The organism is Acidisoma sp. PAMC 29798 (assembly GCF_030252425.1).
Classification (GTDB): domain Bacteria; phylum Pseudomonadota; class Alphaproteobacteria; order Acetobacterales; family Acetobacteraceae; genus Acidisoma; species Acidisoma cladoniae.
The window spans coordinates 736338-756617 of the sequence record NZ_CP126994.1; the positions used below are offsets into that span (position 1 = coordinate 736338).

General features: G+C 64.9%; 21 protein-coding genes. 9 read left to right on the forward strand and 12 right to left on the reverse strand.

What is annotated here, in order from left to right; translation table 11 throughout:
- Positions 1 to 29: 29 nt before the first annotated feature.
- Genes QP803_RS03595 through QP803_RS03605 form a run of 3 tightly spaced genes read right to left on the reverse strand, consistent with a single transcriptional unit; the run spans position 30 to position 2488 of the window.
- A complete protein-coding gene (locus QP803_RS03595; RefSeq protein ID WP_284946309.1) occupies positions 30 to 1154 on the reverse strand; it encodes a helix-turn-helix transcriptional regulator in 1125 nt (374 codons plus the stop codon).
- A 47-nt stretch (positions 1155 to 1201) separates the two neighbouring features.
- On the reverse strand, positions 1202 to 2233 hold the full coding sequence (locus QP803_RS03600) for an aKG-HExxH-type peptide beta-hydroxylase (protein ID WP_284946311.1): 1032 nt from the start codon (positions 2231 to 2233) through the stop codon (positions 1202 to 1204).
- A gap of 9 nt (positions 2234 to 2242) precedes the next feature.
- Entirely contained in the window at positions 2243 to 2488 is a 246-nt protein-coding gene (locus QP803_RS03605; RefSeq protein WP_284946312.1) for a hypothetical protein, read from the reverse strand.
- A gap of 81 nt (positions 2489 to 2569) precedes the next feature.
- On the opposite strand from QP803_RS03605, the gene QP803_RS03610 reads away from it, so the two are divergent.
- Positions 2570 to 3538, forward strand: coding sequence for a hypothetical protein (locus tag QP803_RS03610; RefSeq protein WP_284946313.1), 969 nt, complete (start codon positions 2570 to 2572; stop codon positions 3536 to 3538).
- Here the strand turns inward: QP803_RS03610 and otnC are convergent.
- Positions 3529 to 4203: a 3-oxo-tetronate 4-phosphate decarboxylase gene (gene otnC, locus QP803_RS03615; RefSeq protein WP_284946314.1), complete on the reverse strand. Its 675-nt coding sequence runs from the start codon at positions 4201 to 4203 to the stop codon at positions 3529 to 3531. The genes QP803_RS03610 and otnC overlap by 10 nt on opposite strands.
- A gap of 28 nt (positions 4204 to 4231) precedes the next feature.
- Entirely contained in the window at positions 4232 to 5263 is a 1032-nt protein-coding gene (locus QP803_RS03620; protein WP_284946315.1) for a LacI family DNA-binding transcriptional regulator, read from the reverse strand.
- 175 nt (positions 5264 to 5438) lie between these two features.
- Here QP803_RS03620 and ltnD point away from each other — a divergent pair, with 175 nt between their 5' ends.
- From ltnD to QP803_RS03650, 6 genes are all read left to right on the forward strand, one after another.
- A complete protein-coding gene (ltnD, locus tag QP803_RS03625) occupies positions 5439 to 6347 on the forward strand; it encodes an L-threonate dehydrogenase (RefSeq protein WP_284946316.1) in 909 nt (302 codons plus the stop codon).
- An 11-nt stretch (positions 6348 to 6358) separates the two neighbouring features.
- Positions 6359 to 7141, forward strand: a complete 783-nt coding sequence (gene otnI, locus QP803_RS03630) for a 2-oxo-tetronate isomerase (RefSeq protein WP_284946317.1) — start codon at positions 6359 to 6361, stop codon at positions 7139 to 7141.
- Complete coding sequence (gene otnK / locus QP803_RS03635) at positions 7138 to 8418, forward strand: 3-oxo-tetronate kinase (protein WP_284946318.1); 1281 nt, start codon at positions 7138 to 7140, stop codon at positions 8416 to 8418. Before otnI ends, otnK begins: the two co-directional genes overlap by 4 nt.
- 93 nt (positions 8419 to 8511) lie before the next feature.
- Positions 8512 to 9756, forward strand: coding sequence for a four-carbon acid sugar kinase family protein (locus tag QP803_RS03640; RefSeq protein WP_284946319.1), 1245 nt, complete (start codon positions 8512 to 8514; stop codon positions 9754 to 9756).
- Entirely contained in the window at positions 9753 to 10763 is a 1011-nt protein-coding gene (gene pdxA / locus QP803_RS03645; protein ID WP_284946320.1) for a 4-hydroxythreonine-4-phosphate dehydrogenase PdxA, read from the forward strand. The genes QP803_RS03640 and pdxA overlap by 4 nt, the downstream gene beginning before the upstream one ends.
- On the forward strand, positions 10763 to 11530 hold the full coding sequence (locus QP803_RS03650) for a DeoR/GlpR family DNA-binding transcription regulator (protein WP_284946321.1): 768 nt from the start codon (positions 10763 to 10765) through the stop codon (positions 11528 to 11530). Before pdxA ends, QP803_RS03650 begins: the two co-directional genes overlap by 1 nt.
- On the opposite strand, the gene QP803_RS03655 is transcribed toward QP803_RS03650, so the two are convergent.
- Positions 11527 to 12498 carry a S1C family serine protease gene (locus tag QP803_RS03655; protein WP_284946322.1) on the reverse strand — a complete coding sequence of 324 codons (972 nt, stop codon included), beginning with the start codon at positions 12496 to 12498 and terminating at the stop codon, positions 11527 to 11529. The two genes, QP803_RS03650 and QP803_RS03655, sit on opposite strands and share 4 nt — an antisense overlap.
- Here QP803_RS03655 and QP803_RS03660 point away from each other — a divergent pair.
- On the forward strand, positions 12497 to 13306 hold the full coding sequence (locus tag QP803_RS03660; RefSeq protein ID WP_284946323.1) for a RibD family protein: 810 nt from the start codon (positions 12497 to 12499) through the stop codon (positions 13304 to 13306). The two genes, QP803_RS03655 and QP803_RS03660, sit on opposite strands and share 2 nt — an antisense overlap.
- A gap of 4 nt (positions 13307 to 13310) precedes the next feature.
- Here the strand turns inward: QP803_RS03660 and QP803_RS03665 are convergent, their stop codons facing one another.
- The 3 genes from QP803_RS03665 to QP803_RS03675 are packed head-to-tail and all read right to left on the reverse strand — an operon-like array spanning position 13311 to position 15702.
- Positions 13311 to 14336 carry a glycosyltransferase family 4 protein gene (locus QP803_RS03665; protein WP_284946324.1) on the reverse strand — a complete coding sequence of 342 codons (1026 nt, stop codon included), beginning with the start codon at positions 14334 to 14336 and terminating at the stop codon, positions 13311 to 13313.
- Positions 14326 to 14727, reverse strand: a complete 402-nt coding sequence (locus QP803_RS03670) for a 6-pyruvoyl trahydropterin synthase family protein (protein WP_284946325.1) — start codon at positions 14725 to 14727, stop codon at positions 14326 to 14328. The genes QP803_RS03665 and QP803_RS03670 overlap by 11 nt, the downstream gene beginning before the upstream one ends.
- 3 nt (positions 14728 to 14730) lie before the next feature.
- Positions 14731 to 15702 (reverse strand): zinc-dependent alcohol dehydrogenase, encoded by a 972-nt coding sequence (locus tag QP803_RS03675; RefSeq protein WP_284946326.1) that lies wholly within the window; start codon positions 15700 to 15702, stop codon positions 14731 to 14733.
- Positions 15703 to 15710: 8 nt separating this feature from the next.
- Between QP803_RS03675 and mdoH the strand changes: the two genes are divergently transcribed.
- Positions 15711 to 17378, forward strand: a complete 1668-nt coding sequence (gene mdoH, locus QP803_RS03680; protein ID WP_284946327.1) for a glucans biosynthesis glucosyltransferase MdoH — start codon at positions 15711 to 15713, stop codon at positions 17376 to 17378.
- Here mdoH and cydX read toward each other — a convergent pair.
- From cydX to QP803_RS03695, 3 genes are read right to left on the reverse strand one after another with little or no spacing between them, the layout of a single operon-like run.
- Positions 17375 to 17497 carry a cytochrome bd-I oxidase subunit CydX gene (cydX, locus tag QP803_RS03685; protein ID WP_284946328.1) on the reverse strand — a complete coding sequence of 41 codons (123 nt, stop codon included), beginning with the start codon at positions 17495 to 17497 and terminating at the stop codon, positions 17375 to 17377. The two genes, mdoH and cydX, sit on opposite strands and share 4 nt — an antisense overlap.
- 11 nt (positions 17498 to 17508) lie before the next feature.
- Positions 17509 to 18666 carry a cytochrome d ubiquinol oxidase subunit II gene (gene cydB / locus QP803_RS03690; RefSeq protein ID WP_284946329.1) on the reverse strand — a complete coding sequence of 386 codons (1158 nt, stop codon included), beginning with the start codon at positions 18664 to 18666 and terminating at the stop codon, positions 17509 to 17511.
- A gap of 15 nt (positions 18667 to 18681) precedes the next feature.
- Positions 18682 to 20250: a cytochrome ubiquinol oxidase subunit I gene (locus tag QP803_RS03695; protein ID WP_284946330.1), complete on the reverse strand. Its 1569-nt coding sequence runs from the start codon at positions 20248 to 20250 to the stop codon at positions 18682 to 18684.
- Positions 20251 to 20280 lie beyond the last annotated feature (30 nt).

Here is a 20280-nt window from a genome sequence, read left to right on the forward strand (position 1 = left end):
GTCGACGGCAAGACGTGGGTCGCGCGCCCTTACGCTGAATTGGCGCCTCTACTGAGGGTGCTGAACGGGCTTGTGACCTCCGCAACTAGGGCGATCAGATCGGCCTGACGGTGGGTCCCTGTTTTGAGGAAAAGGCTTTTGAGATGGCTTCGGGCAGTGCCCAAGGAGATGCCGAGTGCGGCTGCGGTTGCCGGCAAACCCCCGACCTCTACAAGTCCGAATAAAACGTCACGCTCACGCGCCGTCAGCGCGAACAGAGTTTTCAGGGTGGTCGTCGCCAACTCGGTTTCTGGTCTCTGGCGTATCACGGCCATGATTGAAGGTCCGCCCACTGCCGAACCGCTATTCATGAGGGGGTTGGCCAGCGGCAGCACGTGGCAAACGTGCCGAACACCGTCCTGCATTTCGATCAATGCAACATCATCCGGATTGGAACTGCCAGCTTGCCCGGTTCCATCGACGGTCGTGTCGGATCCCTTTGTGCGTGGCCTCATGACCCGTGCGAGGGGCAGGCCGCGATCAAGCAAGTCACGCGCGGCGTCATTCGCATGAATGACTCGCCCCATCGGGTCCAAAAGCAGAACCGCATCGGCCAATCTGTCAATTGCGAGCGTGAGGCGTTGCTTCTCGACCGTCGCGTGATCGAGCACATAGCCAACCCGCACCGCACGGAGCACATGGGGCGCCAGCAACCGAAGACGCCTGATCGCGGCATCATCCGCCATGCCATGTCGGTCGGCCCTGATAAGGGACAAGGAGGCAACGCGCGTCGGTGTTCGCTCAAGCATGACATTGATCACGTCACAGAAGCCTTGAGGTCGCCCCCATTCTTGAAAGAAGGGCGTTTGCGCGAAGCTGTCATAATCCAGGATCGCCGTCAGCGGCGCGACGTCGCCAGGTTCGAGCGCCGCCATCGCCTCAATGATTGGGTTCGAGGCTGCCCAGCGCGCAATATATTGCGCCGTAAAATCGGGATCGTCGCCATAGGAATGGTAGAAGGTTGCCGTCCGCCCGATCCGCTCGTGACCATAGAGTGTCGCCGATGCGCTGGGCGTGATGACGGAGAGCTGCTTCAGGACTTCCGGCCAAAGCCCGGGCTGCATAGACGCCTCATAGATGAGGCCGATGACATCCGAATAGTCGTCGATTTCCACTATTGCCTCGATCTTCGGTGATCATCCGAAGCTTCTGCTGTTTGATCTCAATCAGGCAAGGTTTCCATCGCCATGTAAGCGACGGCGCCTGCAAAGATCTCGGCACCGCGCGGCGTAAAACGCGCATGGGCGCGCACCACGCTGTAGCCGTCTTCGAAATTGCGCCGGCTACGGTCGATCGCAGCCAGCGCATCGATCCTTTCCGCATCATTCAGCAAGCCGCTGACCAGGATAGCGGTCATGCCGAGATGCATGCGCGCCAGCACATAGCTCGCATGGGCCAAGCCTTCCATGGGCCGAGCATCGTATCGCAGCGGGGAGGGGAAGCGTTCCGTATCGGGGTTTTCGACCATCCGCTTTCCCAGTGTCAGACCATGCAGCAAGCTATGCGCAGTCTCATGCACCAGCACTTCCGCCATCTTGAGGCGATCGTCATGTGGCTCAGGATTAAGCATGAGAGCGCCCCAGGCGAAGAAGGTCGATGCGCCGTGCAGGGTCAAGTCCTTTGTATCCCCTTCGGGCAATACGAACACGACCTCCGTCACCATGGTATCGATTTCTGCGGCGAGTGCCGGGTGACTTCTGCGCAGCAACGACCGTCCGGCTTCGAAGCGTGCCGTGGCGTCCGCCAAAGCGTCTGTCGATAGCGGTAGTAAATCGAGCGTGAGGTCCGAACCATCGAGAAAGTGATGACGATAGGAGTCGGCTACCAACCGAGGAAGCGCGTCGCTGTCCAAGGTCACGCTGCGCAGACCGTTGGGTTCCGCCGACAGGCGGGGATCACCGAGAACGCCCAGAATGGCTTCCGCGCTGTCGCGGTCATCATCGAAGATCGCGGTGACGAGATCCCCGTACAGGGCCATAACGCCTGGCGGCATGCGATGGCTGCGGAGCGCCACCAACAAAGCCTCCGTTGCAGCCCGGTCGATCTGAAGATCGCCCTCGGCCGCGTGCAAGATCGCGTCTAGGCTTGTGGCTAAAGCCTGCCGCACACCCTGATCGACGGTGCGGCCACGCGCCGGATCAGGGTAGAAGCCAGGGTCCGTCACCGCATGCGCGGTGGTGGCAGCCTCACTCACCGGCGGCGCTTAGAGCGGTGGCGGCTTGACCGCGCCCACCTTCGTCATGCCCAACTTGGCTGTGATAGGTCTGTTTGTAATAGGCTTGGTCATACCGGCTTGAGCGGGGGGCTTGACCATGCCGCTTTTGCTTTGCGTCGTCTTGTCAACGCTCGTATCGGCGACAACAGTTGTCGTGTCTTGCTCGATCACGGCGAAGCCAAGAAGGTTTGCCCCCACCAATCGTTGTTGAACGGCGTGCAAAGACTTCGTCATGCTATATTCCCTCAAGCCTATTTTTCGTTAAGTCTCTTCTGAAGCGGATCGCCCGCGCATGTCTATAAGATCGAGCACGGGATGATCATTTTTCTAGCGACACGCCATCATTGCTACACAGTGAAAGGTCTTTTGCAAGCCGGGTTTGGGCCGGATGCACCGGATTGTCATGTGATGCCGTATGATGAGTTGTTCACGCTCGATACGCTGCAAGCGGCCACCTATATCTTCACGGACATCGAAAGGCTGCCTGCCTGGGATCGTCGGCTGGCGGCGGAATACTACCGGGGGTTGAAAGCTCTCGGCCTGCGCTGCCTGAATGACCCGGCCCGCGTCATGACCCGCTATCCCTTGCTCTTCGCCTTGCACGCAGCGGGTTTCAATCCCTTTCGGGCATGGCGCGTGGACGGCGATGTGCCGACGCCCCGCTTTCCGGTTTTCCTAAGGTTCGAGGCCGATCACGGACGGCCGCTGTCCGGGCTTCTCCACAGTGCTAATGCACTGGCCGCCGAAATTCTGTCGCTTCAGATGAGTGGTCTACCGCTTGTGGATGTACTTGCCATTGAGTTCTGTGCGCAGGAGATTGCTCCCGGCGCATGGCGCAAGCACGGCACCTATCGCATCGGCGATCGTGTCCTCACCGTGCAGGCCGTCGTCGAAGATGACTGGTGCGTGAAATACGGCAAGGCCGGTTTTGCGACCGATCAGATGTTCGTCGAGGAGCATGACGTCATCGCGCGGAATGCTTTTGCGGGGGCCATTGCACCGGCCTTCGACATTGCGGCCATCGAATGGGGGCGGGCCGATCATGCAACCGTCGATGGGCGCGAGGTCGTTTATGAGATCAATACCAATCCCGGCGTCGGTATCGCGACAGTGACGCATCGGTCGGAGCTGCATCTCGCGGCGGAGCGTTTGGGGCGGCAGGCGATCGCCGAGGCATTGGCGGAGATCGACACACCGGTCGGCGCCGACGTCTGCTTTGTGCCGAGCCACTGGATAACCGGGCACCGTGCGCGGTGCGTGGCCGTCAACACCTATCAGCCGTGATCATCCCCGTGCTGGTGTGCCACAGGCAGATCGAGATTGAAGGTCGCCGATAGATCCGCGATCTGCGCGGATGACAGCGCGCGGGGGTTGAGGCCGCGCAGCAGCAAAAACAGCTTCGCAGTCTCTTCCAACTCTTCCATCGCATAGACGGCGGCTTCCAGGCTTTTGCCGGCAACGACGGGGCCGTGATTGGCCAGCAGCACCGCGCTGTATTTCCCCGCGAGGCCGCGAATGGCGGTGGCAACCGCGGGGTCGCCAGGCCGGTGATAGGGCACCAGCGCGGTCTGCCCGACGCGCATGAGATAATATGGCGTGAGCGGCGGCAGAACGTCCTGGGGATCGATCTCCGGCAGCATCGAGACGGCCACGGAATGCGTGGAATGCAGATGCACCACGGCACCGGCGCCATGGCGGGTATCGTATAAGGCCGTGTGCAGCGGAATTTCCTTGGTGGGCTTGTCGCCCGAAACCAGGTGTCCGGCGGTGTCCAGCTTGGAAATTCGTGCGGGATCGAGAAACCCCATCGAGGCATCGGTCGGCGTCATCAGCCAGCCACCTTCCGGCAGCCGGGCGCTGATATTGCCGGAGGAACCGGGCGTCAGTCCGCGTTCGAACAGGGAGCGCGCGAAGGTGCAGATCTGCTCACGCAGGCGGGCTTCGGTCATGCGAGGCTCCAGAAACCGAGAGGAAGGGTTACGCGGTCGCGCCTTCGATCAGATCGACGCCCAGATCGACCTTTTGCGACGGGGCGTCGCCACAGACCAGCATGGCGCCGACTTCGCCGATCTTCAGGCGCGGCGTGCGGACCGTGGACAGCGGTTGCGGCGCGACCTGCCCAACCTCCAGGGCGTTATGGCCGAACAGCGCCAGTGTGCCGGGGATCGCAATGCCGCGTGCGAGGCAGTGGAAATACCCGCCGAGGGCCATGTCGTCATTCGAGAAATAGACCGCGTCAAGCTTGGGGGACCGCGCGAGAAGTGCGGCAAGGCCGCAGCGTCCGGCCTCGATCGATGACGGGGCATCCACGATCTCCTTGTCGTGCAAAGGATGCCCAGCCTCCCTCAGCGTCGTCTCGAAGCCGCTCCAGCGTTTGCCGGCGCGCAGGTCGGTGCCGATCGTCATGCCGCTGCCATGCCCGACATAGCCGAAGCGCCGATAGCCGCGCGCAAGCAGATGCCGCGCCGCGACGCAGCCTGCGTCGAAATTCGAAAAGCCGACGATGATGTCGATGCCGTCGCCGTCCGTGTCCATCAGTTCGGCTATGCGGATGCCGGCGTTGCGCAGCATGGCCTCCGCGCGGGGGGTGTGTTCCAGCCCCGTCACCAACAGGCCGGCGGGACGCCAGGCGAGAAGAGATTCGATCAGCGCCTCCTCCCGCGCCGGATCGTATTCCGTTACGGCGATGACCGGATGGTAGCCCATCGTCTCCAAGGGTCCCGCCGCCCCGCGCAGCACTTCCGGGAAGACGATATTGGCGAGGGACGGCAAGACGATCCCGACCAGATTGGAGCCGGAGGAGGCGAGAGTGCCGGCGACGCGGTTCGGCACATATCCCAGCGCGCGCACCGTCTCCATAACCCGCGCGCGCGTATCGGCGGCGATAGGGCCGCTGTTGCGGATGACCCGCGACACCGTGATTTCGCTCACGCCGGCCTGACGCGCGACTTCAGTGAGCGTGGTGCGTCGGGCGGTCTTGCGCCCTGCCGGGCGTGTCGGGTGATCCATCCGCCTTGTCATGCTCTGGGAAGGCTCCGGCGTCCAGACTGTCGTGTCGCGCCCGGTAAAACGCGTCTTGACCCGCCGCGGAGAGTTTGTCATGTGTGAGAATGACAGCGCTGTCATGGCTTTCTCGATGATTCGGGGGGTAAGAAGAGCGGCGCAGAGGAAAGATATGTCCGCCATGAGCAGCAGCACGCCGCAGGTCACCGTCATCGGTCTCGGCTCCATGGGGTTCGGCATGGCGCAGTCGTTGCGGCGCGCGGGCTTCGATGTCGTGGGCTGTGACGTCACGGCCGCCGGGCGAGAACGGTTCGTGGCCGACGGCGGCCATGCGGCCGCGACCCCCGCCGAGGCGGCGCGGGGATCGGCCATCATCGTCTCCGTCGTCGTCAATGCGGCGCAAACCGAGGCCGTGTTGTTCGGCCCCGACGGATGCGCGGATGTGATGGACGCGGACGCGGTATTCGTCTCCTCCGCCACCATGGCGCCCGATGTTGCCCTCGCCCTCGCGGCGCGGTTGGAAGCGACGGGTCGCCACTACCTCGATGCGCCGATTAGCGGCGGGGCGCAGCGCGCGTCGGAAGGCGCCTTGACCATCCTCGCCTCCGGCACGGCTGCCGCCTTCGATCGCGCGCGCCCGGCGCTGGATGCCATGGCCGCGACTCTCTACGAGTTGGGGGATAGCGCCGGCACGGGCGCCGCCTTCAAGATGATCAACCAATTGCTCGCGGGCGTGCATATTGCCGCCGCCTGCGAGGCGATCACCTTCGCGGCCAAACAGGGCCTCGATATCCGCCGCGTCTATGAAGTGATCACCGCCTCGGCGGGCAATTCCTGGATGTTCGAGAACCGCGTGCCGCATGTGCTGGACGGCGATTATGCACCGCGCAGCGCGGTGGAAATCTTCACCAAGGATCTCGGCATCATCATGGATATGTCGCGGAGCGAGAAGTTCCCGGTCCCGGTCGCGAGTGCGGCCTTGCAGATGTTCATGATGACGGCGGCCAATGGTATGGCGCGGGATGACGATGCCTCCGTCGCGCGGTTCTATGGCCGTATCACCGGCACGCCGCTGCCCGGCGATCAATAAGGACGAGTGCCATGCCCCGTTTCGCCGCGAACCTGACGATGATGTTCAATGAGGTGCCCTTCCTCGATCGCTTCGCGGCTGCCGCCGCGGCGGGCTTTTCGGCGGTCGAATTTCTGTTCCCCTATGAGCATCCGCCCGAGGCGGTGGCCGCTGCCTTGCACGACCACGGATTGACCCAGGCGCTGTTCAATCTGCCGCCGGGGGATTGGGCCGCCGGTGACCGTGGCATGGCGGCCCTTCCCGCACGCGTCACAGAACTCCACGAGAGTGTGGAGACGGCGCTGACCTATGCGGAGGCGACGGGCTGCACCACCCTACATCTCATGGCCGGGATCGCGGATGCCGCCGATCCTGCGGCCCTCGCGGCCTATCGTGACGCCGTTGCCTGGACGGCCGACCGACTCGCAAAAGCGGGCGTGACGCTGGTGCTGGAGCCGATCAACAAGCGGGACATGCCCGGCTATTTCCTGAACGATTTCGCCATGGCTGAGCGGCTGATCAATGACCTCGCTCTGCCGAACTTGCGTTTGCAGTTCGACATCTATCACCACACCATCATGCACGGCGATGTCACGATGGCGCTGCGGCGGCTGATGCCGATCATTGGTCATGTGCAGATCGCGAGCGTGCCCTCTCGCCACGAACCGGCTGGGGAGGAATTGAACTACCCTTTCCTGTTCGAGGAGCTAGACCGCCTTGGCTATCAGGGATTCGTCGGCTGCGAATATCGCCCGCGCGCTGGCACTGAGGCTGGGCTTGGCTGGTTCGCGCCGTATCGGGCGTTTGCGGCGTGACCCTCGCTCTCGGCTGTATCGCGGATGACTACACGGGCGCCTCGGACCTCGCCAATACGCTGGCGCGACAGGGGCTGCGCACGGTGCAGACGATCGGCGTTCCCGCCGGCGGCTTTGATCTTTCCGCCGTGGATGCCGTCGTCATTGCGTTGAAGAGCCGCTCAATCCCCGCCGAGGAGGCCATTGTCGCCTCCCGCAAGGCGGAGGCCTGGCTGCGCGGCCAGGGCGCGGATCATGTGCTTTTCAAGATCTGCTCGACCTTTGATTCCACAGATGCCGGCAATATCGGCCCTGTCTCGGATGCGCTGCGCGCCGACGGCGGCAACGCGATAGTGGTGGTGACGCCTGCTTTTCCCGCGACGGGACGGACCGTCTTCCAGGGCAATCTCTTTGTCTGGTCCACGCCGCTTAACGAGAGCCCGCTGAAGGACCATCCGCTCAACCCGATGCATGATGCGAACCTCGTGCGCGTGCTGGCGCGACAGAGCGCGACCCGCATCGGCCTGGTGACGCTCGACATCGTCGAAGCGGGTGTGGAAGCGGTGCGCGCGCGGCTTAAGGTTTTGGCTGCTGAGGGCTGTGGCATGGCCATCGTCGATGCGGTCTTCGACCATCATCTCCACACCATTGGCATGGTGGCGCTCGGCTATCCGCTGTCGACCGGCGCCTCCGGCCTCGGGCTTGGCCTCGCCGTTGCGCTGATCGCCTCGGGCCGCGTGTCCGCAACGATCGCAGCGTCCGAGACGGCGGCGCCGGTTGGCGGATACGCCGCGATGCTTGCCGGCAGTTGCTCCGCCGCCACGCTGGCGCAGATCGACGCGGTGGCGGATCGGGTTCCCGTGCTGCGGCTGGAGGCGGAGGCTTTGCTCGCTGACCCGCACGCCGAAGTCGCGGCCGCGCTGGCTTGGGCTGTGCCGAAACTCGCGGCCGGTCCCGTGCTCATCGCCAGCTCTGCGACGCCCGACCGCGTGTCGGCCCTGCGGTCGCGCCCGGACGCGGAGAGCACCGGCCATGTCATTGAGCAGGCGATGGCAGGCCTCGCCGCCGGGCTGGTCGAGGCCGGAACGCGGCGGCTGATCGTCGCGGGCGGAGAGACCTCAGGCGCGGTCGTCGATCGGCTTGGTGTCTCGGGCTTTCTGATCGGCGCGGAAATTGCCCCAGGCGTTCCGGTGCTGCGGACCATGGCTGAGGGGCGGCCGGATATGTTGATGGCGCTGAAATCCGGCAATTTCGGCGGGCCGAGCTTCTTCACGGATGCCCTTGCCCTGATGGACTAAGGATGAATTTGCGCACAACGCGCAGATAATGCTTGTGAGGCAGCATCAGACTCCCGATATTGCGTTATTCGCGCAATATCGGAGTAACCTGCGATGGACGCGAGACCGCCCGAACGCTGGCTGATCCTCGCCGATGACCTCACCGGCGCAGCCGATTGCGCCATCGCCTTTGCACGCCAGGGCGCGCAGGCTCTGGTCGCCTGGGGGCCCCACGCATCCGACAGCGAAGTTCTCGCCCTAGATGCCGATTCGCGCCGGCTTTCGCCGGCGGAAGCCGCAGCGCGCCATGCGGCCTTGCTCATGGCGCACCACAGGCCCGGTATTGGCATGTTCAAGAAGATTGATTCGACCCTTCGTGGGCAGCCGGCGGCGGAATTGGCCGAAACCGTGCGCGTGATGCGCGGGCGGGGCCATCGCGGCCTGGCCATCGTTGCACCGGCCTTTCCCGATACTGGCCGCACGACCAGCGGGGGCGTGATCCACCTGCACGGGCAACGCCTGGAGGAAACGCCGCTCTGGGCGCGCGACCATAGCTATCCGACTGCCGACCTCGCCGCCGTCCTGCGGCAGGCCGGCTTGCGCGTGGCCCATGCCAATCTTGCCACCCTCCGAGCGGGGGCGGAGGCGGTCGTTCGAAATGCGCTCGACTCCGACATCGATGCCCTGGTTTGCGACGCCGAAACCGCCAAGGATCTCGCACTCATCGCCGCGGTGACGCGACCCTTCGCGGCACAGGTCTTCTGGGTCGGCTCGGGCGGTCTCGCCCAGGCCTTGGCGCGACGGGGAGAGGGTGTTCCAGTCGTCATGCCCGTCGATGTCACTGGCGGTATTCTGTTCGTCGTCGGCAGCATCGCCGAAGCATCCCGCGCGGCGGCGGCCATGCTGGGGGCGGATGAAACGGTCACCACCATCGCGATCCTGCCGGAGACCTTGCGCGCCGGGCCGGAGGATGCCGCCTGGCAGGCGGCGGCGGACATTGCCGCGACGCTCGGCGCGGGACAGGACGTGCTGGTAGAAATTGCGGCGGATGCGGCTTCCGCCGATCTGTCTCAGGGTGCGATCCTGGCCCGGCAACTTGCCCGTTTGCTGCAGCCGGCAGCGCCGCATATCGGCGCCCTTTTCGCGACCGGCGGAGAGACGGCTTTGGCCTTGCTGGATGCCCTCGGCGTGACTGGTATTCGCATGATCGAGGAGATCGAGCCCGGTGTCCCCCTCGGTCTGACGCGGGGCGCCTTGACCGTGCCCGTCATCACCAAAGCCGGCGCCTTTGGCGACGGTGGAACCCTGCATCGCTGCCTGTCCCATTTGCGCCGCTTGCGGCCGGAGATTGCATCATGAGCGATGCCCAGAACATCCTGCCCATCGTCGCCATCACCATGGGCGATGCCTCGGGCGTCGGGCCCGAGGTCATCATGAAGGCATTGGCCCGGCCGGAAGTGACGTCGATCTGCCGGCCCTTGGTGGTGGGGGACGCGACGCGGCTGCGGGAAGCCGGCGCGATCGTCCATAGCAAGCTCACCGTCAATGCCCTCAAGACACCGGTCGAGGCGCGATACGCCCCCGGTACCGTCGATTGCATCGACCTCGCCCTGATCCCGGCGGGGCACCCGTTCGGCACCCTGTCACCCGTCTCCGGCGAGGCGGCCTTCCGTTATATCGAGCGCGCCACCCGGCTGGTGGAGGCGGGGGAGGCGGGTGCGATTTGCACGGCGCCCCTGAGCAAGGAGGCGCTGCACGCCGCCGGCCACAAATATCCCGGCCATACCGAATTGCTGGCGGCACTGACGGGCACGCCCGAGGTTTCCATGATGCTGGTGACGCCGAAGCTGCGCGTCATTCACGTCACCACGCATATCGGCCTGATGGATGCGATTCGAAAGATCGAACCCGGCCTTGTGGAACGGACCATCACGCGCGGGCATGACACGCTGGTGAAGGCCGGCATCGCCAATCCGCGCATCGGCGTCTGTGCCATCAACCCCCATGCCGGCGAGAACGGCCTGTTCGGCCAAGGTGAGGAGGCCGAGAAGATCACCCCGGCCGTGAAGGCCTGCCAAGCGAAGGGCTGGGACGTGCGGGGGCCGCTGCCCGCCGACACGCTGTTCTTCCTCGCGGGGCGCGGCGACTTCGACCTTGTGGTCGCCATGTATCACGATCAGGGCCATGGCCCTGTAAAGGTGCTTGGCTTGGAATCGGGCGTGAATGTCACGGTCGGCTTGCCGGTGGTGCGCACCTCCGTCGATCACGGCACCGCCTTCGATATCGCCGGCAAAGGCATTGCTGACGAGGGCTCAATGATCGAGGCGCTGCGTCAGGCGGTCGATCTGGCGCCCAAGCAGTCCTGATGCGGCAGGGCCGCAGTCGCCGGGACCTCATCCTGGCCGAAGTCGCGGGCGGGGAGGCCGATGTCGATCGGCTGGCGCGCCGCTTCGGCGTCTCGGCCTCGACCATCCGGCGCGACTTGCAGCGGCTGTCGGCGACCCGCGCCGTGACCCGTACCTATGGCGGCGCCATCCTGGCGCCGGTCGCGGCGTCTGTTGTCGAGGAAAGCTTCCAAGCCCGCCGCGAAGTCAATCGCGATGCGAAGGCGGCCATTGCCGCCGCCGCTTTGGCCGTGCTGCGGGACGGCGAGCGCCTGATCCTTGATGGTGGATCGACGGTGGAGGCGATGGGGCCGGGGCTGCGCCACCGCCGCCATCTCATTATCACCAACAACATGCCGCTGCTGCCCGTGCTGGTCGCGGCGCCCGACATCGAGGTCGTGGTGCTGGGCGGCATGGTGCGGCCGATGAGCCTCGCGACGACGGGTCCCATGGCCGAGCAGGCGCTGCGGCAAGTGACCGCAGACCGCTGCTTCATGAGCGCCGATGGCCTCGTTGCCGGGCGCGGATTGTGCGAAGCGACCTTGGAGCAGGTGACGCTCAAGTCGCTCATGATGACCCAGGCGACGGAGCTGTTCGTGCTCGCCGATGCCTCGAAACTGGGCCGGACCAGCCAGCCCTTCTGGGCGGCGCTCGATCGGCCCTGGACATTGATCACCGATGCCGCCGCCGACCCGGCGCAATGCCGGTTGTGCGAGAGTGTCGGCGCCAGGGTGATCCGCGCCGGCTAATGCATCCGCGGGGTCTTGAACATAGAATGCCACTCCGCCGTCACGATCGGGACCTGTCGCATTTGGTCGTCACGCTGCACCGCCAGGGTGATCCGGCCGCCGGGTGAGCCGCAGGCCCAAAGGGCACGCCAAAGCTCAGCCAGTGTCGTGATGGCCTCGCCTTCGACGGCCATCACGTGATCGCCTTTTCGCAACCCGGCATGTTCGGCCGGGCCGCCCGTCGCGACACCGCCGATGACCACGGTCTCCTCATCCTCCGCCGCATAAATGCCGATATAGGGGCGCGGGGTCCGGTTCGCCCGGCCATGTTGGCGCAAAGCATCCAGGATCGGGTGCAGCAGGTTGATCGGGACGATCATATTCATGTCGTGCCTGCGCCCTTCCGCATCGCTCTGCTGCAAGGCCAGCGACCCGACGCCGAGCAGCGTTCCGTCTTTCCCGATGAGGGCGCCACCGCCCCAAAAGGGATGGGCGGGCGCCGTGAAGATTGCGTCGTCAAGCAGATATTCCCAGTAGCCGGCGAATTCCTGCCGGCTGGCGATTTTGGTCTCGATCGCGGCAGGCCGCCCGCCGGCGGAGGCAAAGAGCGCGTCCTGACCCGTTGCCGCTGCGTCGCTATTCCCGAGTTCCAGCTTCGGTAGAGTGAGCTTGCCCAGCGGCTGCACCAAGCCGAAGCCCGTTGCATTGTCATAGGCCAGGGCATGGCCCGGCATGGTTCGACCGTCGGCCGCTGTGATCCACACTGTCTCAGCCTCGACGATCAGGTAGCTCATCGTCAGCAGCAAACCGTCATCGCCGATCACGATGCCCGAACCCTCCCGCTCGGTTCCGAGCGCCGGGGCCGTAAAGGCATCCTGGGGAATGATGGCGCGCAATCCCACTACACTGCTCAAGACCGTTTCCAAATCAAAGGCATAGTCGGCAGGATCGGGTTGCAGAGCCGCTGGAATCTTCGGTTCTTTGGTCATGCTTGGTCTTTCGTCTCAGGATGCCATCATCACGTATCGTCACCATAAGGTGTGCGCCGGTGCGTCGCGCAATCTCTACCGGGCCGCTATCCTAGCGCTCATGGACCAGACGACCACGGCGCCACGATCGCTGGACGATATCCCGGATGCGTTATGGCCTCTCTACGCACCTCTGGTTGAGGCGCGGGGCACGTTTGTGCTGGGGCAGCTGGGCCAATCGCTGGACGGGCGTATCGCGACACCCACAGGCCATTCCCGCACCATCGGCGGCGCCGAGGGGATCACGCATCTGCATCGGTTGCGGGCGATGTCGGATGCCGTGGTCGTGGGCATCGGCACGGTGCTCGCCGACGACCCGCAACTGACACCCCGTCGGGTCGCTGGTCCGCACCCCGTGCGGGTGGTGATCGACCCGAACGGCCGGCTGCCGAGGGATGCGCGCATGCTGGCGGAGGATGGTGTGCGCTGCATCGTCATCCAATCCCGTGACAGGCCGCGCGCGCGGGGTGTGGAGGCGATCACCTTGCCGGAGAGAGACGGTCGGATCGATGTTCATGCCATCGTCGCGGCCCTGGCGGAGCGTGGCTTGCGTCGGCTGCTGATCGAGGGTGGCGGCCATACCGTGTCGGCGTTTCTGGCGGCGGGCGCGCTGAACCGGCTGCATGTCTGCGTGACACCGGTGCTGATCGGCTCGGGTCTGACGGGCCTGTGCCTGCCGCCGATCGCGCATATGGATGAGGCGATGCGGCCACGCTGCACCACCCATATTTTGGGTGACGATGTGCTGTTCGACATCGCCTTTGACTAAACCCTTACAGCCGGCGCAGACGATCCGCGACGCTGTCGGCGGTGGCATCCCAACGGGGCAGGACCGCGCTGCGGGCGGCCACCGCCGCCTTGTCGCGGGCAGGCGGATCGGTCAACAGATGGCGCAGCGCCGCCGCAAGAGCGATCGGATCGTCCGGCGGCACAAGTGCGCCGGCGGCTTCCGGCACCACGGACGGGATGGCGCCCGCGCGCGTGCCGATGACCGGCAGGCCATGGGCAAGGGCTTCGGCATAGGCCATGCCGAAACCCTCGTGCCGACTGGCGAGAACGAAGAGATCGGCACCGGCATAGAGGGCGCCGGCATCCTCCACTTCGCCCGTCAGCGTGATCCGACCGTTCAGCCCGGCGGTGGCGATGTGCGTGGACAAAGCCCGTGCCGTTTCCGGCGCCCGATCGAGGCTGCCGGCGATGGTGCAGCGCCAGGGGAGATCGGCGATACGCACCAGAGCTGCAACCAGGATGTCATGCCCCTTGCGCGGCGTGACGCTACCGAGGGCGAGCAAATGCGGTGGGTCTCCGATTCTGGGTGCCGCGGGCGCGGGGTCGGTGCCCGGCGGTGCGACCAGCAGCCGTTGGGCGGGCACATCATAGTCCCGGCGCAGGGTCTCGGCCGTCTCAGTGCTGGTGGTGATGACCGCGCACGCATGCCGCAGCGCTGCGCGTTCCGAGGCGAACAGGCCGGGTGCGGCGCCGTTTTCCAAAGCGAGCGGATGATGGATCAATGCCACCAGCCGCAGACGCTGGCCCTCGGCGGCGGCGAGTGCCGGCATGGCGCCGAAGGCGAGGCCATCGATGATGACGATGTCGCCATCGGGTTGTGCGGCGAGGGCCGCGGCGACCACGGCCAGATCCGCCTCGGTCGGGGTGGGGAAGCGGCCCGGCCAGGACAGAGGACGAACGGCGATGCCGCGCGCCGACAGCTCGGCGATCAGCCGCCGGTCATAGCCATAGCCGCCGGTGCGCGTGTCGAGTGCGCCGGGCACCGCGAAGCCAATCGCCTCAAGCGACATCCGCCTCATACCAGCCCTTGGCGACATGAGATTCGGTAAGCGTGACGCGCATGCGGCTGATGCCTTCCGCATAGGGGCCGAGCCAGCCGTCTCGCCGCGCCTGCGCCATGCGGTCGAAGATGAGGCGCGACAGAAATTCCGTCGTCGTCAATTGGCCGGCGAGGGCGGGGTCTTCATCGAGATTGGCGTAATTGAGCGGCGCGAGGGCTTTGTGCAGCGCCTCCAACGCGCGGCCGATATCGACGACGATATTATCCGGCGGCAATGCGGCGCGGAAGAAGGTGACATCGACGATGAAGGTGGCGCCATGCAGTTTCTGCGCGGGACCGAAAACCGGCGATGGCAGGCTGTGGGCGATCATGATGTGGTCACGAACTTCGACGGCGTACATGGTTCACTCCGGCTCATAGAGAATGCGGTGGAACAGGGCGCCGGCTTGGCCGAGAATGGCAGGCAAGGCGGCGGGAAGAGCGGCGAAGGGTGTCGTCTCGCGCACGAGAACGTCCAGGCGCGGATCGGCGGCGAGGGACAGGGCGCGGGTGAGGCGGCGGTTGTGGCTCCAACGTGCACGCCGGCTCAGCGAAACGGCGCCGACCTGGGAACTTCGCAGGCTCAGACGCTGACTGTGGAAAGCGCCGCCGAGCGGCAGCGTGACGGCGGCGTCGCCATGCCAGCTCAACTCGATCACCTCGGCCTCGAAGCCCGCGAGCGTGAGGGCGAGCGCCAGGCCGGCACCGGTGCCGGAGGCGTGGACGACGATATCGCAGTCTGTGGGCGCATCGTTGGGGATGGCGAAGCGGATGCCGAGCGCCTCCGCCACCGCTGCGCGGCCGGGATCGATGTCGATCAGCGTGACGTCGCTCGCCGGCATGGCGGCGCAGAGCCAGGCGGTGAGCAGGCCGATGGTGCCGCCGCCAACCACCGCGATGCGGTCGCCGATGCGGGGCGCCGCATCCCATGTCGCGTTCAGCGCCGTTTCGATCTGCGCCGCGAGCACGGCGCGCTGCGTTGGCACGTCATCCGGCACGGGGATTGCGGCGGTCTCTGGCAAGGTGAAGGCGGTTTGATGCGGATGCAGGCAAAACACCCGCTCGCCGATGCGCGCTTCGGGGCCATGCGTGATCAACCCGACCATCGCGTAGCCGTATTTTACCGGAAAGGGGAAATCGCCCCCCTGAAACGGGGCGTGCATGCGCGCCCATTCGCTCTCGGGCACCTTGCCGGCAAAGACCAAGGCTTCCGTGCCGCGACTGATGCCGCTTTGCAGGGCCCGCACCCGCACCTGTCCGGGTACCGGCAAGGGCGCGTCAGCTGCGCGGAGTTCGGCCTGACCCGGTCCCACGAACCAGAGAGCGTTATCGGTCACGAATGCTGATGTCCATCGAGGAGAAGAAACTGCGCGGCCGGCGCGCGGTGGTGCTCGCGCTCAATCTCGTCAGTTGGGTCGGGTTTGGCCTGATCATGGCGCGCATCATTGGCGGACGTGGATGGTCCTGGGAAGGGGCGGTGATCCTGGCGCTGTTCCTGATCGGCTTGCCCTGGACGCTGCTGGCCTTTTGGAACTCGCTCATCGGCTTCGTGATTCTCCGCTCCACGCAGGATGCGGCGGTATACACCAATCCGGCTTTGCAGGCGACGCCGGCCGATGCGCCGATCACCCTGCGCACTGCCATTTGCATCGCCATCCGCCATGAGAATGTCGCTCGCGTCGCAAACAATCTCGCCGCCATGCGACACAGTTTGGGCGCGCAGGACAAGTTCGAGTTCCATGTCCTCAGCGACAGCAGCCGGCCAGACATGTGCGCGGCGGAAGCGGCGGCGTTCGGGGGCGACCCTGACCTTCATTATCGCCGTCGTGCCATCAACACCGGCTATAAGGCCGGAAACCTGCGTGATTTTGCGCTGGCCCATCAGGGTCGGATCGATTGCATGCTTGCGCTCGATGCCGACAGCCTGATGTCGGGTGCCGCCATCCTGCGCCTCGCCCGTGTCATGCAAGCTAATCCGCGTCTCGGCATTCTGCAGACGCTGGTCGTGGGGCGACCCGCCGCGAGCCCCTTCGCGCGCATCTTCCAGTTCGGCATGCGCCACGGCATGCGCACCCATACGGTAGGGATCGCCTGGTGGCAGGGGCCGAGCGGACCCTATTGGGGCCACAACGCCATCATCCGGCTGCGGCCCTTCGTCGATCATTGCGCGCTGCCGGTGCTGAGTGACCGTCTGCCGCTCGGCGGTCATGTCTTGAGCCATGATCAGGTCGAGGCGGCGCTGATGCGTGCGGGCGGTTTCGATGCGCGGGTCATCGCCGATGAATTCGGCAGTTGGGAGGAAAACCCGCCGCGCCTGCCCGATTTCATCCGGCGGGACCTGCGGTGGTGCCAGGGCAACCTGCAATACCTGCGCCTGATTGGTGGATTGAAGCTGCGGCCGATGGGCCGCTTCCAGCTCGTCAACGCCATCGCCATGTATGCCGGTGCGCCGACATCAATCGTGATGCTGACGGTGGGACTGCTCAACGGGTTACATGGCGCGCGGGGCCATATTCCCGAAAGCCTCGCCTTCGGCCTCTATTTCGGCATGTTGGCGCTGGGTTTTGCGCCGCGCCTGCTCGGCGTCTGCGACGTTTTGCTGCGCCCGGCCGAGCGCCGGCGCTGGGGCGGCGCCGCGCGGCTACTGGCGGGGGCTGTGGCGGACGGGCTTTTCACCCTCATGATCGGTCCGGTGATGATGGTGGCGCAGACGCGCTTCATCGTCGGCCTCGTCTTCGGCCAGCGCATCATTTGGGAAGCGCAGCAGCGGGACGACGATATCGTGCCGCTCGCTGAGGCGGTGCGCGGCTTGTGGCCGCAACTGCTGCTCGGCCTGTGCTTCGCTGCGGGCCTGTGGAAGCTGGCGCCGGGCGCCTTGCCCTGGGCATTGCCGACGCTCGCCGGCTCCCTGCTCGCCATCCCCTTCGCCTGCGTCACGGCCATGCCGCGCCTCGGGCGTTGGATGCAGCGGACAGGGCTTTGCGCCGTGCCGGGCGGAGACGATATCGGCTAATGCTCGACGTGCAATTCCTCACCTTCGTCGAGGGGCATGTCGAACTCATGCCACAAGCCGTTCACGACACCGAAGAGCACCGCGAGACCGACGCCGAGAACCCAGGCGAAATACCACATGATCCGGATCCTCAGTAAAAGTCTGGGTTTGTTGCCACGTCATGCGTCGTTACCTTGCCCCACATGACCCGGTACACCCAGGCCGTGTAGAGTAAGACGAGGGGTAGGAAGATGATCGTGGAGATCAGCATGATGAAGAGTGTCGTCAGGCTGGACGACCCATTCCAGACCGTGATACTGGAATGGGCGTCGATCGAACTCGGCAGGATGTACGGAAACATCGACAGTCCGACAGTCGCGATGATGCCGAAGGTCGAAAGCGCCGAACCGACCAGGGCCGCACCTTCGTACCGCCGACGAATGCCAATCAAGGCGAAACCGGCACCGACGAAGCCCAGGACAGGCGCGATCAGAAACCACGGATGCAGGCCGTAATTCGCAAGCCAGGCGCCAACCTGTCGCACGCTTTCCGTGTGCAGCGGATTGGAGGGGCCGTCGACGGCGGTCGCGACCGTGATGTGATAGCCGATGGCGCCGTACGCGACCCACAAGCCGCCAAGTGCGAACAATACCGGCGAGAGGATTGCGGCGCAGGTGCCAACCGTGCGGGCGCGGGTGTTCACCGTTCCAGACTCGGTCTTCACGGACAGGAAGGCGCTTCCGTGCAGCACGACCATGGCAACCGAGAGCAGACCGCAGAGCAACGCGAAGGGCGAGAACAATTGGAGCAGGCTGCCATCATAGAAATTCCGCAAGTCGCTGTCGTAGCGAAAGGGAATGCCCAGCAGTGTATTGCCGACCGCAACGCCGAAGACCAGCGGGGGCACCACGCCGCCGATAAACAGCGCCCAGTCCCAGCTTGAACGCCACAGCGCGCCGGGACGCTTGGATCGGTATTTGAAGCCGACCGGCCGCAGAATAAGCGAAGCCAGGAGCAGGAACATCGCGAGATAGAAGCCCGAGAAGCTCACCGCATAGACCAGAGGCCATGCCGCGAAAATCGCGCCGCCGCCGAGGATGAACCAGACCTGGTTGCCTTCCCAGGTCGGCCCCACCGTGTTGATTATCATCCGGCGTTCCGCGTCATTGCGGCCGACGAAGGGCAGCAAGGTCGCGACGCCAAAATCCCAGCCATCCGTCAGCGCGAAGCCGATGAGCAGGATGCCCATCAGCGCCCACCAGATGACGCGCAGGGTCATGTAGTCGAGAGGAATGTCGCTGGCACTCATGATGCTGGTCCTTTCTCAAGCCGCCATCGGCGTGGCGGGAAGGGCGACGGGCAAGGGCGCGGGATCTTCATGCACGGCATAGGGACCGCGCCGCACCGTGCGCAGGATCAAGCCGAATTCGACCACGGCGAGCGTGCCGTAGAGGAGCGTGAAGCCGACGATGGTGGCCCAAAGCGCGCCTCGGCTGAGCGAGGAGGCGGCGAGACCCGTTGGCAGCACACCGTCGATCGCCCATGGCTGGCGGCCGAATTCTGCGATGACCCAGCCTAGCTCGGTTGAGATCCATGGCAGTGGAATGCTGAGGGCGGCGATCCACAGGAACCAGCGTACATTGTAGCGTCGCAGGCTGCTCAGGATGAAGGCCGTCGCAAACAGCAGGATGAAGAACATACCGAGGCCGGCCATGATGCGGAAAGACCAGAACATGACGGGCACATCCGGCACCGTATCCCAGGCGGCATCGGTGATCTGTTGCGCCGTCGCGATGGTGGGATCGGGCATGGTTCGCTTGAGCAGCAGCGCATAGCCGAGATCCGCGCCATGAAGTTTCAGCGTGCCGAGCGCGGCGGCATCAGTTGGCGTCTGTTTCAACACCTGCACGGCCGCATAGGCGAGCAGGCCGGATTCGATCTTGTCCCGGTTTGACAGCACAAGCTCGGACATGCCGGTGATCTGCGTATCCAGGCTGCGCGTGCCGATGAGGCCCAGAACCCAGGGAATATGCACCGCATAGCGCGTGGTATGCGTGGCCATATCCGGCCAACCAACGAGCGTGATGCCTGCCGGCGCAGGCTCGGTATGCCAGGCGGCTTCGATGGCCGCGAGTTTCATCTTCTGGTTTTCGCCGATCGTATAGCCGCTCTCATCGCCGAGCACGACGACGGAGAGGGAGGCGGCGAGGCCGAAGGCGGAGGCGACGATCATCGAGCGTCGCGCGAAGGCGACGTGATGGCCACGCAGCAGGTAGATCGCCGAAATTCCCAGCACGGCCATGGATGCGATGACATAGCCGGCGCTGACGGTATGGACGAACTTCGCCTGTGCGGTCGGGTTGAACAGCACGGCGTAGAAGTCCGTCACTTCCATACGCATCGTCTGCGGATTAAAGCGCGCGCCGACAGGATTCTGCATCCAGCCATTGGCGATGAGAATCCAGAGCGCGGACAGATTGGTGCCGAGCGCCACCATGAAGGTGACGAACAGATGGCCGGGCTTGGATAGCCGCTGCCAGCCGAAGAACATCAACCCGACGAAGGTGGCTTCGAGGAAGAAGGCCATCAGCCCCTCGATCGCCAGCGGTGCGCCGAAGATGTCACCGGCATAGCGCGAGAAATATGACCAGTTGGTGCCGAACTCGAATTCCATCGTGAGACCGGTCGCGACGCCGAGGACGAAATTTATGCCGAAGATCACGCCCCAGAAACGCGTAATGGTGCGCCAGATCGGGCGTCCGCTCATCACATAGATGCTCTCCATAATGACCAGCATGAAGGACATGCCGAGCGTCAGGGGCACGAACAGAAAGTGATACAGTGCGACCAGCGCAAATTGGAGTCGTGAAAGGTCGACGATGCCGGGATCCATCGGATAAGCCGCTCCTGATCTGTCCCCGCC